The 14,983-nt window shown below is 73.5% G+C and carries 11 protein-coding genes; 3 read left to right on the top strand and 8 right to left on the bottom strand.

Annotation, left to right across the window (positions count from 1 at the left end; all coding sequences use genetic code 11):
- Window positions 1-7: 7 nt before the first annotated feature.
- Complete coding sequence (locus KDN32_RS06680; protein ID WP_211731269.1) at window positions 8-2,038, bottom strand: glycoside hydrolase family 3 protein; 2,031 nt, start codon at window positions 2,036-2,038, stop codon at window positions 8-10.
- A gap of 81 nt (window positions 2,039-2,119) precedes the next feature.
- Here KDN32_RS06680 and KDN32_RS06675 point away from each other — a divergent pair, with 81 nt between their 5' ends.
- The gene (locus KDN32_RS06675; RefSeq protein ID WP_211731268.1) at window positions 2,120-3,367 is read left to right on the top strand and encodes an ROK family transcriptional regulator; all 1,248 of its coding nucleotides are present in this window, start codon (window positions 2,120-2,122) and stop codon (window positions 3,365-3,367) included.
- A gap of 6 nt (window positions 3,368-3,373) precedes the next feature.
- Here KDN32_RS06675 and KDN32_RS06670 read toward each other — a convergent pair whose 3' ends face one another.
- The 7 genes from KDN32_RS06670 to KDN32_RS06640 all read right to left on the bottom strand — a co-directional run bounded on the left by KDN32_RS06670 (window position 3,374) and on the right by KDN32_RS06640 (window position 10,789).
- Entirely contained in the window at window positions 3,374-3,736 is a 363-nt protein-coding gene (locus tag KDN32_RS06670) for a hypothetical protein (RefSeq protein ID WP_211731267.1), read from the bottom strand.
- 12 nt (window positions 3,737-3,748) lie between these two features.
- Complete coding sequence (locus KDN32_RS06665; RefSeq protein ID WP_504739248.1) at window positions 3,749-4,585, bottom strand: aminopeptidase; 837 nt, start codon at window positions 4,583-4,585, stop codon at window positions 3,749-3,751.
- 11 nt (window positions 4,586-4,596) lie between these two features.
- Window positions 4,597-4,977 carry an aminopeptidase gene (locus KDN32_RS22830; protein ID WP_211731265.1) on the bottom strand — a complete coding sequence of 127 codons (381 nt, stop codon included), beginning with the start codon at window positions 4,975-4,977 and terminating at the stop codon, window positions 4,597-4,599.
- A gap of 233 nt (window positions 4,978-5,210) precedes the next feature.
- Window positions 5,211-6,776: a signal recognition particle protein gene (ffh, locus tag KDN32_RS06655; RefSeq protein ID WP_211731264.1), complete on the bottom strand. Its 1,566-nt coding sequence runs from the start codon at window positions 6,774-6,776 to the stop codon at window positions 5,211-5,213.
- A 98-nt stretch (window positions 6,777-6,874) separates the two neighbouring features.
- A complete protein-coding gene (locus KDN32_RS06650) occupies window positions 6,875-9,097 on the bottom strand; it encodes a [protein-PII] uridylyltransferase (RefSeq protein WP_211731263.1) in 2,223 nt (740 codons plus the stop codon).
- 52 nt (window positions 9,098-9,149) lie between these two features.
- Window positions 9,150-9,488 carry a P-II family nitrogen regulator gene (locus tag KDN32_RS06645; protein ID WP_210438240.1) on the bottom strand — a complete coding sequence of 113 codons (339 nt, stop codon included), beginning with the start codon at window positions 9,486-9,488 and terminating at the stop codon, window positions 9,150-9,152.
- Window positions 9,485-10,789, bottom strand: a complete 1,305-nt coding sequence (locus KDN32_RS06640; protein WP_307853780.1) for an ammonium transporter — start codon at window positions 10,787-10,789, stop codon at window positions 9,485-9,487. The genes KDN32_RS06645 and KDN32_RS06640 overlap by 4 nt, the downstream gene beginning before the upstream one ends.
- A gap of 216 nt (window positions 10,790-11,005) precedes the next feature.
- On the opposite strand from KDN32_RS06640, the gene KDN32_RS06635 reads away from it, so the two are divergent.
- Together KDN32_RS06635 and KDN32_RS06630 are read left to right on the top strand one after the other, a co-directional pair.
- Complete coding sequence (locus KDN32_RS06635) at window positions 11,006-11,950, top strand: rhamnan synthesis F family protein (RefSeq protein ID WP_211731261.1); 945 nt, start codon at window positions 11,006-11,008, stop codon at window positions 11,948-11,950.
- Entirely contained in the window at window positions 11,940-14,924 is a 2,985-nt protein-coding gene (locus KDN32_RS06630; RefSeq protein ID WP_211731260.1) for a glycosyltransferase family protein, read from the top strand. Before KDN32_RS06635 ends, KDN32_RS06630 begins: the two co-directional genes overlap by 11 nt.
- Window positions 14,925-14,983 lie beyond the last annotated feature (59 nt).

Raw genomic sequence — 14,983 nt, 5'->3', positions numbered from 1 at the left:
TGGGCGCTCAGCGCCGGGCGCGCAGGCCGAACCCGTAGCGGTAGAGCGGGTCGTAGTCGGCGTCACCGACGTTGATCGGCTCCTGGGCCACGCTGCGCGGCCAGCTCACCGGCAGCCTGCCGGTGTAGGGCTTGCGGCCGAACAGCACGTCGGTGACCCCCTCGCCCTGGCTGCCGGGCAGCCACGCGGCCTGCAGCGCGTCGATCGAGGACATCAGCGAGGGCTCGATGACGACGGGGCGACCGGACAGCAGCACCACCACGCAGGTCTCGACCTTCGAGCAGACCGACCGGACCAGGTCCTGGTCGGAGGTGGACAGCTCCATCGTCTGCGCCGGGCGCGGGACGTTGTTGTCGCCCGGGTCGTAGGCCCACTGCGGGCCGCCGACGTCGCCGAAGCCCTCGGCGTAGGGCGTCTCGCCGACGACGACCACGGCCGAGGCTCCCGCCGGGACCGGCTTCGTGCCGTCGGGGCTCCAGGTCACCCGCGTCGCCTCGCCGCGCACGCCGTCGAGGATGGTGTTGCCGGGGATCTGGTTGGTGGAGCCGCCCTGCCAGGTGACGGTCCAGCCGCCGGCCTGGTCGCCGATGCTGTCGGCCTTGGCGCCGGCGACGTAGACCGGTGCGCGCCGGGCCAGCGGCACGGCGCGGCGCTCGTTCTTGAGCAGCACCTGCGACTCGGCGACCGCCTGGCGCGCCACCCTGCGGTGCTTCGCGCTGCCGATGTCGTCCAGGTGGCGCCGGTCGGTGAACGGGTGCTCGAAGAGCCCGAGCTCGACCTTCTTGGTCAGGATCCGGGTGACCGCGTCGTCGATCCGCGACACCGGCACCTCGCCGCTGTCGACGAGCTCGGTGAGCGTCGGGATGAACTCGTCCCAGCCGGTCGGGTTGTTCGGTGCCTGGATCGGCTCCATGAACATGTCGACCCCGGCGAGCACGGACGCCTTCACCTGGTCGCGGTAGGTGCCGGGCAGCTGCCGGATGGCGCGCCAGTCGGAGATGACGATCCCGTCGAAGCGCATGTCGCCCTTGAGCGTGCCGGTGAGGAGCTCGGCGTTGGCGTGCATCTTGGTCGGGTTGCCCAGCCCGTCCTCGGTCCAGTCGACGCTGGAGAAGGACGGCATCACCGAGCCGACGTCGTACTTGCGGATGGCCGGCCAGTAGGGCGCGAGCGCGAGCTCGTCGAAGGTCTCGTGGTCGACCTGGGTGACGCCCTGGTCGATGGGGTACGCCCCGGTGCCGGCGGCCGACTCGTCGTAGGTGGTCAGCCCGTCACCGGCGAAGTGCTTGGCGGAGGCCAGCACGTGCTCGGGGCGGTCGAGCTGGCCCGGACGGCCCTGGAGCCCGCGGATCGCCGTGGTCATCGACGTGACGAGGTCGGGGTCCTCGCCGAAGGACTCGAAGGTCCGGCCCCAGCGGTCGTCGCGGGCGACGCACAGGCACGGCGCGAACGCCCACTGCGGGCCGCTCGCGCGGGTCTCCTCGGCGGTGATCTCGGCGATCCGCTCGACGAGGCGGGGGTCGCGCGTCGCACCGAGCCCGATGTTGTGCGGGAAGACCGTCGCGCCCACGAGGTTGGAGTGGCCGTGCACGGAGTCGACGCCGTAGAGCAGCGGGATGCCCAGCCGGGTCTCGAGGGCCGCTCGCTGGTAGCGGTCGACCATGTCGGCCCAGGCCTCGGCGGTGTTGGGGGTCGGGGTCGAGCCGCCGCCCGACAGGAGGCTGCCGAGGCCGTAGGTGGTGATCAGCGACGTGTCGGCGTCGACGTCGAGGCGCTCGGCCTGCGCCATCTGGCCGATCTTCTCCGCGAGCGTCATCCGCCCGAGCAGGTCGGCGACCCGCTTCGCCGTGGACAGCCGGGGGTTGCGGTAGTCCGCGGTCGCGGGTGCCGCCGCGGGCTGTGCCGAGCCTGCGGAGCCCTGGCCGGACTCCTGCGCGCCGGACGGCGCCGGGACGCCGAGCAGCGAGGTGGACAACGCAGCGGTGGCGAGCAGGCCGAGTGCGGCGCGTGCGCGGGGTCGTCGAGGTGGACGTTGCATGAGGTGCTCCCTTGCCCGAGGTCGAGAGCGCCGGGTGACGCCCGTCACACCGAACGTAGGAAGCGGCTATCGTGCGCGTCAATGTCGAAACCTCGCCGGGGACAGGATCTTTCGGCCGGGTCCCGCAGGAATGACGGCCCGGGGCCCGCGCCGGTCGCGTGGCGTCCCCGCGGCGGCTCGCTGGAGGACCTGCGCCGCGCCAACCGCCGGGTGGTGCTGGCCCAGCTCGGCGCCGCCGGGCCGCGCAGCCGTGCCGAGCTGGCGCGGGCGACCGGCCTGTCGGCGACGACCGTCTCCAGCCTGGTCGGCGAGCTCCTCGCGTCCGGCCAGGTGCGCGAGACCTCGACCGGGCGCCCGCACAAGGGCGGGTCCGGCCGGCCGCCGGTCCTCGTCGAGCTCGCCACCCCGCCTGGCGGCGTGGTCGGGGTCGACGTCGGCCACGGTCACGTCCGCGTCGCGGCCGCCGGGCCGACGGGCGACGTGCTCGCGGAGGACGTGCGCGTGCTCGACGTCGACGGGCACGGTCCGGGCACCCTCGACGTGGCCGCGGCCATGGTCCGCGAGGTGCTGGCCGCCGCGCGGCTCGACGCGCAGGAGGTGCACGGTGCCGGGATGTGCGTCCCCGCGCCGATCGACCGCGGGACCAGCCGGGTCAGCACCGGCATCCTCCCCGGCTGGCGGGGCGTCGACCCGGCGGCCGAGCTCGCCGACCGGATCGGCGCGCCGGTCGTCGTCGACAACGACGCCAACCTCGGGGCGCTCGCCGAGGTGCGCCACGGCGCGGCCCGGGGGCACCAGGACGTGGTCTACGTGAAGCTCGCCAGCGGCGTCGGGTCGGGCCTGGTCCTGGGCGGGCGGGTGCACCGCGGCGCGACCGGGATGGCCGGCGAGGTGGGGCACGTGCAGATCGGTGAGGACGGCGACGTGTGCCGGTGCGGCAACCGCGGCTGCCTCGAGACCCGGGTCTCCGCCGGCCGGCTGCTGGCCGTGCTGCAGCCTGCCCACGACGAGGACCTCACCGTCGCCCGGGTGCTCGGGCTCGAGGCGACCGGCGACCCCGGGGTGCGGCGGGTGCTCGCCGACGCCGGCACGACCGTCGGGCGCGTGCTGGCCGACCTCAGCAACCACCTCAACCCGTCGATGATCGTGCTCGGCGGCCCGTTCGGGGCCGCGTCGTCGGTCGTCGAGGGTGTACGCCGCGCGCTGGACCGCTATGCCCAGCCCGCCACCGCCGGCGCGGTCGAGGTCCGCTCGGCCGAACTGGGCGAGCGCGCGGGCATCGTGGGCGCGGTGGCGCTGGCGGTCGCGATGGCCACGGCCGGCGAGTGAGCGCGGTCAGACCCGGTCGAGCAGCCAGGAGGGGCTGAGCACCTGCGCCGGCGAGACGTTGGCTGCCAGCATCCGGTCGGCGGTCACGACGGTGACCCGGCTGCCGTCGGCCAGCGCGCGGCGCGCCTGCTCGCGGATCTCGGCGTCGCCGTCGCGGGCGGCGTGCACCGTGCGGACGTGGGCGTCGCGCCCGGCCCGGACGCCGCCCTTCGCCTGGCCCTCCAGCACGAGCACGATCTCGTCGTACGCCGTGTCGCCGACCAGCAGCCGCTCGTGCAGGCGGCGGGCGGCCCCGGCGCGGTCCTTCCACCAGCCGTCGGGGACGGATCCGACGACGTTGGCGCCGTCGACGACGAGGACCGTGCTCACGGCCCCAGTGTGTCAGTCGGTGAGCACGAACTCGTTGCCGCGGGTGACGGCCACGGACGAGCCGTCGGCGTGGATCCCGTCGATCTGGACCTCGGGGCTCCCGATGACGATGTCGACGTGCGTGTTGGCCTGGTTGAGCCCCTCGTCGATGCGCTGCTCGGTGGTGAGGCCGACGGTGTCGTCCATGGCAGCGGTGTAGCCCATCCCCCACGCGATGTGCGAGCCGACGTTCTCGTCGAACAGCATGTCCTTGTAGACCAGGCCGGTCGACGCGACGGCCGAGTCGGCGTCGACGATGGCGACCTCGCCGAAGTGGCGCGAGCGCGGGATCAGGTCGAACTGCGCCTGTACCGCCTCCTCGCCCCGGTGGGCGCTGGCGCCGGTGACGGTGCCGTCGCGGACCTCGAGCTCGAGGCCCTCGACCAGGGTGCCCATCGATGCCAGGAAGAACGGGGCCGAGGTGCGGACCGTGCCCTCCGCGCGTCGCCAGTCCGGCGACACGAAGACCTCCTCCGTCGGCATGTTGGGCACGAACTCGACCCCGGCCTCGTTCTCCGACGACCCGCCGACCCAGCGCGAGCGAGAGGTCAGCCCGAGGGTGAGGTCGGTGCCGGGTCCGCGGTAGCGGATCTTGTCGAAGCCGTGGGCGTTGAGGACCTCGGCGCGCGCCTTGAGCTTGGCGATATGGGAGCGCCAGGCCGCCACGGGGTCGGCCTGGTCGAGGCGCATGCTGGTGGCGACCGCGTCCCAGAGGGCTGCGACGTCGCTGACGCCCACGCTGTCGGCCCAGCCCTTGGTGGGCGCCCCGACGACGGTCCACGCGACCTGGTTCGTCGTCATCAGGGGCATCAGCTCCTGGATCAGCTCGACCGGCACCGCTTCGCGAGCCGGGCGGGGTCGAGCCCGTCCATCAGCGTCGGGTGCGGGTTTCCGGTGAGCGAGATCATCGCCGGGCGGGTCTGCTGCCAGCCGCGGACCTGGACGAACTCGTGCTCCTGCGAGGTGCCGAGGAGCTCCTCGGGCCCGTGCTCGACCGCGGCACGCTTCTCGAAGGGGTCGCGGTACTGGAGCGTGACCTTGGACGCGCCCACGCGGTAGGCCTCGGCGGTGATCGCCCGCGCCGCGTCGGCCTGCTCGGGCAGCGCGCTGACGACGACCTCCTGCCCGGGCTGGACGTTGGCGCCCACCCGCACGACGAGGCGCGCGTAGCTCTCCAGCAGCTGGTCGAACGGCTCGGTCATGGCTCCCCCTCGGTGGTCCGGCGTACGCCGTCCACCCAACCACTCGCGCGTCGCGGTGCCCAGCGGTGTGTGCGGTGCGTCGTAACTCCGTCGGCCCCCGTGAGGCTGCATACAGCCGGACCTCCCACGTGGGTTTCGACGCGCTCGTACGACCTCGTTCCTCGGTCGTGTCGCTTGCTCAACCTGGCCGCCCGACGCCGCCCACTCGCTTCGCTCGTGGTCGGCTGGGCGTCTCACTTGAGGAATTGCGAGAAGTCCTTGGGGAGGTTGAGCTGCTCGGCGGCCTTCTCGTAGTCGATCTCGGCGCCGTCGGGGTTGCCGAACGGGTTGCCGGCCTTCTCCGCGGCGGCGGCCTTGTCGGCGGCCTTCTGCTGCGCGGCCTTGGCGGGGTTGCCGGAGACCCGCTTCTTGCCCTTCTTGCCCTTCGGGGCCTGCTTGGCACCGGAGCGCTTGCCGCCGGCCATCCCCGGCATCCCGGGCATCCCCGGCATCCCGCCACCGCGCGCCATCGACTCCATCATCTTGCGCGCCTCGAAGAACCGGTCGACGAGCTGGTTGACGTCGGAGACCTGGCGGCCGGAGCCCTTCGCGATGCGGGCGCGGCGCGAACCGTCGATGATCTTGGGGTTCTCCCGCTCGGCGGGGGTCATCGACTGGATGATCGCCTGGATGCGGTCGATCTCGCGCTCGTCGAAGTTCTCGAGCTGGTCGCGGAACTGGCCCATCCCGGGCAGCATGCCCATGATCTTGGTCATCGAGCCGAGCTTGCGGATCTGCTGCATCTGCTGGAGGAAGTCCTCCAGGGTGAAACCGCCCTTGGTGCCGAGCTTCTCCGCGGCCTTCATGGCCTGGTCGGAGTCGAAGGCCTTCTCGGCCTGCTCGATCAGGGTGAGCATGTCGCCCATGTCGAGGATGCGCGAGGCCATCCGGTCGGGGTGGAACAGGTCGAAGTCGGTCATCTTCTCGCCGCTGGCGGCGAACATGACCGGCTTGCCGGTGATCTGCCGGATCGACAGCGCGGCACCACCGCGGGCGTCGCCGTCGAGCTTGGTGAGCACCACGCCGTCGTAGCCGACGCCGTCGAGGAAGGCCTGCGCCGTGGTGACCGCGTCCTGGCCGATCATCGCGTCGACGACGAAGAGCACCTCGTCGGGCTGCACCGCGTCGCGGATGTCCTTGGCCTGCTGCATCAGCTCGGCGTCGACGCCGAGGCGACCTGCGGTGTCGATGATGACCACGTCGTGCAGGCGTCGCTTCGCCTCCTCGATCGACGCGCGGGCGACGTCGACGGGGTTCCCGGTGCCGTTGCCGGGCTCCGGGGCGAAGACCGGGACGCCGACGCGCTCGCCGTTGACCTGCAGCTGCTGCACCGCGTTGGGTCGCTGGAGGTCGGCAGCGACCAGCATCGGCGTCTTGTCCTGGTCCTTGAGCCAGAGCGCCAGCTTGGCCGCGAGGGTCGTCTTGCCGGCACCCTGGAGGCCGGCCAGCATGATGACGGTCGGGCCGGACTTCGCGTAGCGCAGCCGCCGGGTCTCGCCGCCGAGGATCGTCACGAGCTCCTCGTGGACGATCTTGATGATCTGCTGCGCCGGGTTCAGCGCGCCGCTGACCTCCTCGCCGCGGGCCCGCTCCTTCACTGCGCCGACGAACTCCTTGACGACCGGCAGCGCGACGTCGGCCTCGAGCAGCGCGATGCGGATCTCGCGCGCGGTGGCGTCGATGTCGGCCTCGGAGAGCCGGCCCTTGCCCCGCAGGTTCTTGAAGGTGTCGGCAAGCCGGTCGGAGAGTGTGGCGAACAAGGTGTGGTCAGTCCTCGCATCGGTGGCTGAAGTCAGGTCGTACGACGGCCCAGCGTATCCGGACGGGGCAGGGACCCCACGATTCGGCAGGCGGTGCCTCAGCCGCCGAGGGCCGTGCGGACCGCGTGCGCGGCGGCCGCGGCGCGCTCCTCGGTCGGACGCACGCCGCCGACCTCCTGCACGTAGAACACGTCGACCGCCTGCGGGCCGAGCGTCGACACGTGCGCCGAGGCCACGGTGAGGCCGAGACCGGCGAGGGTGGTGAGGACCCGGTGCACGACGCCGGGCCGGTCCGAGGTCCGGATCTCGAGCACCAGCGAGGCCCGTGAGGCGTCGGGGCGCACCTCGACGATCGGCGGGAGCTCGTCGTCGCGGCGCGGGGGGAGGTCGGGCAGCGCCTGGGCGCCGTCGGCGACCCGCCGGATCCGCTCGCGCACGACGGCGGCGTCGAGGTAGGCGTCCGGGACCTCCCAGGCGCTCACCGCCCACTCCCCCTCGGCGTCGACCTGCGACCAGGCGCGGGCGGCCTTCACCGGCACCCGCAGCGCGGCGAGACCGCCGGCCACGTCGGCGAGCAGGCCCACCCGGTCCGCGGCGACGACGCTGACGGTCGCGCCGACGTCGTGCGGCGTGATGGTGACCGACACGGCCGTCGGGTCACGGCGCACGACGTCCGGCACGGCGACCTGGTCGACCGACGTGACGGGGACGATCTCGGCACCGAGCGCGGCGGCGGCGCGCGCGACCAGCTGGTCGACGAGGGACGCGCGCCACGAGGTCCAGGCCGCGGGCGCCGTGGCCCGGGCGTCCGCCTCGGTGAGCGCCCGGAGCAGCTCGAGGCTCGCCGCGTCGGGGACGTGGGCGAGCAGCTCGGCCGACGTGGCCGGGTCGTCGGGGTCGCGGGTGGTGGCCAGGTTGGCCAGGAGCAGGTGCCAGCGGACCAGGGACGCGACCACCTCGGCGTCGAGGTCGGTGAACCCCATCCGGGTGACGATCTTGCGGGCCACCGGCTCGCCGGCCACGGAGTGGTCCTGCAGCGACCCCTTGCCGATGTCGTGCAGCAGCGCCGCGACGAGCAGCAGGTCGGGACGTCGCACGCCGCGGATCAGCGCGCCCGCCTCGGCGCACGTCTCGATGACGTGCCGGTCCACGGTGAAGCGGTGGATGGCCGAGGCGTGCGGCAGCAGCCGGACCTGCTCCCACTCCGGCAGGAAGGTCTCGATGCCGTCGACCTCGTCGAGGGTCTCCCACACCGGCAGCAGCGCGGGGCCGCTGGCGAGCAGACGGACCAGCGCGTCGCGGGCCGCGGGCGGCCACGGCACCGGCAGCTCGGCGCCCTCGCGCACGAGCCGGGCCGCGGTCGTGGGGGCCAGCACCGCGTCGCGGCCGGCCGCCTCGGCGGCCGCACGCAGCAGGAGGGTCGGGTCGTCGGCGGGCCGGGTGCCGGCGTCGAGGACCACCTCGCCCCGCGACAGCGCCAGGCCCGGAGCGATCCGCTCGAGGGCGGGCGTACGTCGTCCCCGCTCCCCCGTCGGGCGCGCCAGCACCGCGTCGGTGCGGCGCCACGCGAGGCGTGACAGGTGCGAGATGCGCCGGCCCAGCGAGCGGACGTGGCGCTGGGCCGCGGCGGCGTCGTCGAGCCCGAGCCGCTCGGCGAGCGGCGCCCACGCCTCGGGCGCGATCCGGTCGCCCGGACGCCCGGCGAGGTCCTGGACCTCGTCACGCACGTCGAGCAGCTGCAACCGCGCGGACTCGAGGTCGTGGGACGAGGCGTCGACCAGCCAGCTCGCCTCGATCGCCTTGAGCACGCCGGCGTCGCGCAGGCCGCCCTCGGCCTCCTTGACGTCGGGCACCGACGCGTGGGCCAGCTCGCCGGTGACCTCGTGCCGCTTGCGGGTCATCGCGTGCAGCTCCGGCAGCCGCGAGCGCGCCTGCCGGCGCCAGTCGGCCAGCATCGTGGTGCGCAGCCGCAGCGCGAGGCCCGGGTCGCCCGCGACGTGGCGCACGTCGAGCAGGCCGAGCGCGACCCGCAGGTCGCCCGCCGCCTCGAGGACCTCCCCCATCGACCGCACGGAGTGGTCAAGGCGCCGGCCGGAGTCCCACAGGGGGTACCACAGGGTGCTGCCGAGCTCGCCGAGCGCGACGCCGTCCTCGTGGACGAGCACCACGTCGAGGTCGGAGTGGGGCGCGAGCTCGCCGCGCCCGTAGCCCCCGACCGCGACCAGGGCCACCCCGGCGTCGGGCCCTCCGGAGGCGGCGTACGCCTGCCGGCAGAGCTCGTCGGCCGAGGCGGCCCTGGCCTGGCGTTCCGCGGTGCTCACAGGCCCTCCCCCACGAGAGCTCCCGTGGCGGCGGCCCCGAGACGCGCACCCATCAGAGTGCGGACGCGTCCTGCTCGCCGGTCCGGACCCGCACGACGGTCTCGACCGGGCTGACCCAGACCTTCCCGTCGCCGATGCGGCCGGTCTGCGCGGTCTTGACCACGATCCCGACCACGTCGTCGGCGTCCGCGTCGTCGACCACGATCTCGATCCGGATCTTGGGGACGAGGGCGATGTCGTACTCCGCGCCGCGGTAGACCTCGGTGTGGCCCTTCTGGCGGCCGTAGCCGCTCACCTCGGAGACCGTCATACCGGCGACCCCGAAGGTCTCGAGCGCCTCGCGGACGTCCTCCCACTTGTGCGGCTTGATGACCGCGGTCACGAGCTTCATGCGTTGGCTCCTTCGCTGGAGACGGTGGCGGCAGGGGCGGCGGGGGCGAGGACGCTGGAGCGCCCGCCGCTGGTGCCGGTGTGCAGGTCGTAGGCCGACTCGCCGTGGGCGGCGAGGTCGATGCCGGCCACCTCGTCCTCCTCGTCGAGGCGCAGGCCGATCGTGTACTTGACCGCCAGGGCGATGACCGTGGTGAGCACGCCGGAGTAGAGGACGGCCACAACCACGCCGAGCGCCTGGTCACCGAGCGAGCCGAACCCGCCGCCGTAGATCAGGCCGTCGACGCCGCCGGCGCCCTCGGAGGTGGAGAAGACCCCGATCAGCACGGTGCCGATGATGCCACCGACGAGGTGCACGCCCACCACGTCGAGCGAGTCGTCGTAGCCGAGCTTGTACTTCAGGCCCACGGCCCAGGCGCAGACGCCGCCGGCGATCGCACCGATGGCCACGGCGCCCGACAGGTTGACCGCACCGGCGGCGGGGGTGATCGCCACGAGCCCGGCCACGATGCCCGAGGCGGCGCCGAGGGAGGTGGCCTTCTTGTGCAGCACGCGCTCGACGAGCAGCCAGCCGAGGATCGCGGCCATCGTGGCGAGCGTGGTGGTCGCGAAGGTGCGGCCGGTCTCGAGGGGGAACTGGGTCTCCGGGTCGTCGCCGAAGACGATCGAGCCGACGTTGAAGCCGTACCAGCCCATCCAGAGCAGGCCGGCGCCGAGCATGGTGAGCGTCAGGTTGTGCGGACGCATCTGCTCCTTGGGCCAGCCGATGCGCTTGCCGAGCAGCACCACGAGCACCAGCGCCGCGACACCGGCGTTGATGTGGACGGCCGTGCCGCCCGCGTAGTCCTGGGCGCCGATGCGGCCGCAGATCAGCGAGTCGTCGGTGCAGCTGAAGACCATGTGGGCCATCGGGAAGTAGACGATGACCGCCCAGAGCGGCACGAACAGCACCCACGCGGAGAACTTCATCCGGTCGGCGACGGCGCCGCTGATGAGCGCGGCCGTGATGATCGCGAAGGTCATCTGGAACATCACGAAGATGTAGTCGCCGGTCGAGACCCCGTCGAGCCAGAGCAGCTCGAGCGGGTTGGCGAAGAGCGTGCCGTCCCCGCCGAAGCCCATCGACCAGCCGACGGCGACGTAGAGGATGCCGACGATCGCTGCTGCGACGTAGGACATCATCATCATGTTGAGCACGGACTTCGACCGGGACATGCCGCCGTAGAACAGCGCCAGCGCGGGCACCGTCATCATCAGGACGAAGGCGGTCGCCACCAGCATGAAGGCGTAATAGCCGTCCACAGAACCTCCAGGAAAACGTACGGGCAGGTGGACCGCCGGGCGCATGACGCCGGTGTCATGCAGGGGTCCACATGTTCATCCAGAGCCTGCGGGTGCGATGTGACGTCGGGCCGCCGGGGATGTTGCGGGGACGCAACGGATCGCCGCGTGGTGTTACGGCCGTGTGAACGCCGCGGCGCCCGGCCGGCGACCCGCGCCCCTTGTTAGTGTTCGGCCGTGTCCAGACTGGCCGTGATGGCGCACTTCGACGTCGCCGGGGAGCTGCGGCCCCACGTGCGCGGCCAGGTCGAGGCGCTCGCCGCGTCGGTGGACACGCTGCTGGTGTGCACGACCGCGAGCCTGCAGGACTCGGCCCGCTCCTGGCTGTCCGAGCGGGCGACGCTCGTCGAGCGCGCCAACTACGGCTACGACTTCTTCAGCTACAAGGTCGGCCTCGACGCCGCCGGCGACCTCACGGCCTACGACGAGGTCGTCGTGTGCAACGACACCTACGTCTTCGCGCTCGACTCCTACGCCCCCGTGTTCGACGAGATGGCCACCCGGCCGTGCGACTTCTGGGGGCTCACCGGCGCCGAGCGGCTCGCCCCGCACATCCAGTCCTTCTTCATCGCCTTCCGTCCGTGGGTCGTGTCGTCGCACGCGTTCACCGAGTTCTGGGAGCAGATGGAGCCGATCTCGCGGCGGCGCCAGGTCATCCGGCGCTACGAGATCGGCATGTCGCGGCGCCTCTACGACGCCGGCTTCGTCTCCGACACCTACTTCGTGGAGACCCCCGAGGACCGTCGGATCGCCCGCGAGCGGATGCGCTGGTGGGCCGCGCACCGCTCCTCCTTCCCGCGCACGCGCGCGGAGGTGCGCGAGTGGCGCGAGCGGGCCAACGAGCCCTGGAACCCCGCCCGGAGCCTGGCCGACCGGGTGCTCGACGACGCCCGGCTGCCCTACGTCAAGATCGACACCCTGCGCTACGACCCCTACAACCTCGACGCCGACCGCCTGCTCGACCTGTGCGAGAAGCGCTTCCCCGAGCGGTTCGACGGCGTGCGCCAGTTCCTGGCCGACACCGCGCCCTACTACCCGGTCCGCGACACCGAGCGGCTGCTGCCCACCCCGCTGGCCCTCGAGCCGCTGTTCCCCCGCGTGAGGTACTCCGATGCGCGGTGAGCGCCGCCGCTCGGGGCAGCAGGTGCGCCTCGACGACCCCGTCGACGCGCTCGTCGAGTCCGGGCTGGTCGACCGCGACTACGTCGCCGCCCAGCTCGGGCGCTCGTTCGCGTCCGACCAGGAGGCCGCACGGGCGGTCGTCGAGGCCGGCGACCTCTCCCCGCACCCGCTGTTCGAGGCGCACTGGATCGGCCGCCGCCGCTCGTGGCAGCGGGCCGGGCAGCACCCCGCCGTCTGGTACCTCTCCGAGCGCCGGCGCCGCAACCGGATCAGCCCCCACCCGCTGGTCGACCCGCGCGTGGTCTTCGCGTCGATGCCGGAGGCGCGGCTGAACCCCTTCGGCGCCCTGTCCCACTGGCTCTCCGTCTCCGGGCCGAGCACCCCGCTCCCGACCCGCGTGCTGCCCCGCCGGGTCACGTGGGGCACCTACCGCGCCGCCGCGATCGAGGCCGCCGCCGCCTGGCGCCAGGAGGTCGTCGTCGAGCGGCCGGCGCTCGTCGCCCCACCCGGCCCGCTGGCCGTGGCCACCGACGCCTCCCCCACCGTCACCGTGGTCATGGCGGCGCAGGACGCTGGTCCGCTGGTGCACGCCACCGTCGCGTCCCTGCAGGCCCAGACCTTCACCGACTGGCAGCTCGTGGCCGTCGACCGGGGCTCGGTCGACGACACGGCGGCGGTGCTGCAGGGCGTTGCCGCGTTCGACGACCGGGTCACCCTCGTGCGCGAGTCGCGCTGCAGCCACGCCCGCGCCCTCAACGTCGCGCTCGAGCACTCCACGTCGGAGCACGTCGCGTTCCTCCCGCTGGGTCGTGAGTGGCTCCCCGACCAGCTCGCCGACCTGCTCGCGCACGCCCACCACTCGGGTGCTGCCGTCGTGCTGTCCGGCGCCGGGGCGGTCGGCCGGAGCCGGCAGGAGCTCCTGTCCGGCCGGCCGGTCGACCTTGCGACGGCGCTGCTGCGCCGCGCCGCGGTCAAGGACGTCGGTGGCTTCGACGAGGGCCTCGGCGGCGACTCCGAGCGCGACCTGGTGCTGCGCCTGACCCGTGAGCACGAGCCGCTGCCGGTCGACGTGCCGGTGCTCAAGCGGCCCGAGCAGGCGCCACGCGACACCGGCGACGACTGGGGGTCGGCAGTCCTCGAGCGCCAGCTCGTCGACTGGGACGCCGCTGCCGTGCGCGCCACCGACGACGCCCTGGTCAGCCACGTGCTCCCCCTCGGCGTCGAGCCGCGGCGCACCGTGGAGTGGCTGAGCGCCCTGCCGCGCGAGGGCGCGGAGCTGGTCCTCGTCGGCGTGCGTCTGCGCCGCGCGCACCACGTGCTGGCCGCATCGATCGCGGCGGTGATCTCCGGCGCCCGGTTCGTCTCCGTGCCCGCGCCCGTCTCGACGTCGGCCGCGACCAACGTCGGCATCGCCCACGCCCGGGGCAGCACCGTCGTGCTCGTCCGCCCCGAGGCGATGCCGCCGCGCCAGCCGATCGCCGACCGCCTGCGCACCGCGCTCGCCGAGCCGGGCGTGGCCGTCGCCCAGCCGCTCGTCGTGGACCTCGACGGCGTGACGCTGAGCGCGGGGGCGCGGTTCGCGCCCGGCAACCCGCACCCCGACCTGTTCCTGGCCGGCCTGCCCACGAGCGACGCGCTCCGGATCGGCACCTGCCGGGTCGCCGCACCCGCCTCGCCCGTCGTCGCGCTGCGCACGTCGACGGCGATCACCCTCGGCGGGCTGTCGGCGCGGTTCCACTCGGTGCTGGCCGAGACCGACCTCGGGCTGCGCGCCCGCGCTGCCGGCCTCGGTGACACCGTGGTCGTGCCGGCCACGGTGGTCACCTCGCGCACCGCGTACGCCACCTCGGAGGAGCTGATCGGCGCGATGGCGTCGTTGCGCGGCGCGGCGCACGAGGTCCCGCCGGACCCGTCGGCCGACCTCCTCGCCGCCGCCGGCCTGGAGATCACCGATGTCCGCAACCGCCGGATCACCCTCGACCCCGAGGACCGGCTGGCGCCCGCGGTGCTGGTCCCCGAGCTGGTGCTGCGCCGGGTGCTCGGCATCCACGAGTCACCGCCGCGGCTGCGGTGGGCGATCGACATCGCCGCGCCCGCTGCCTCGCGCGGCGACCGGTGGGGCGACACCTACTTCGCCCGCTCCCTCGCCGACGCCCTGGAGCGGCGCGGCCAGCACGTCGCCATCGACCGTCGCGACGCCCGCGACCGCGACTCCCGCGACCACGACGACGTGCTGCTCGTGCTGCGCGGCCTCGACCGCGTCGCGCCGCGCCCCGGGTTGCTCAACGTCGAGTGGATCATCAGCCACCCCGACATGATCGTCCCGGACGAGGTCGCCGGGTTCGACCTCGTCTACGCCGCCAGCACCAGCTGGTCCGCGCGCGTGTCGCGCGAGTGGGGCGTCACCGTCGCGCCGCTGCTGCAGTGCACCGACACGCGCTGGTTCCACCCCGACCGCGCCGAGCCCGGCACCGGGCCCGCGCTGCTGTTCGTCGGCAACTCGCGCGGCGTCTACCGCTACGCCGTGCGCAGCGCGCTCGCCATCGGCGCGGACCTCACCCTCCACGGCAACGACTGGACCGAGTTCGTCGACCGCGAGCAGATCGCCTCGGGCGGCGTGGCCAACGAGGAGGTCGGCGCGCTCTACGCGTCGGCCGGCGTGGTGCTCAACGACCACCACCTCGACATGCGCCGCGACAGCTTCGCGTCCAACCGGCTCTTCGACGCGGCCGCCTGCGGCGCCCGCATCCTCAGCGACCGCATCGACGGCCTGGATGAGATCTTCTCCGGACTGGTGCTGCCCTTCGACAACGAGCGCGAGCTCGCCCGGCTCGCGACGCCGCCCTACGACGCGTTCCCCGACGACGCCACCCGCCGCACCATCGCGACGCGCATCATCGCCGAGCACAGCTTCGACAAGCGCGCGGAGACGCTCATCGACGACGCCGTGCGCGCCCTCCTCGCCCGCCGCTGACGCCAACTGGGGGTCGGTCGCGGACTTGTCAGGCTCTCGCTGAACATGTCGGCCCGTGC

Origin of the sequence: Nocardioides palaemonis (assembly GCF_018275325.1) — a bacterium.
Classification (GTDB): Bacteria; Actinomycetota; Actinomycetes; order Propionibacteriales; family Nocardioidaceae; genus Nocardioides; species Nocardioides palaemonis.
This window is presented reverse-complemented; position numbering and strand designations above follow the sequence as displayed.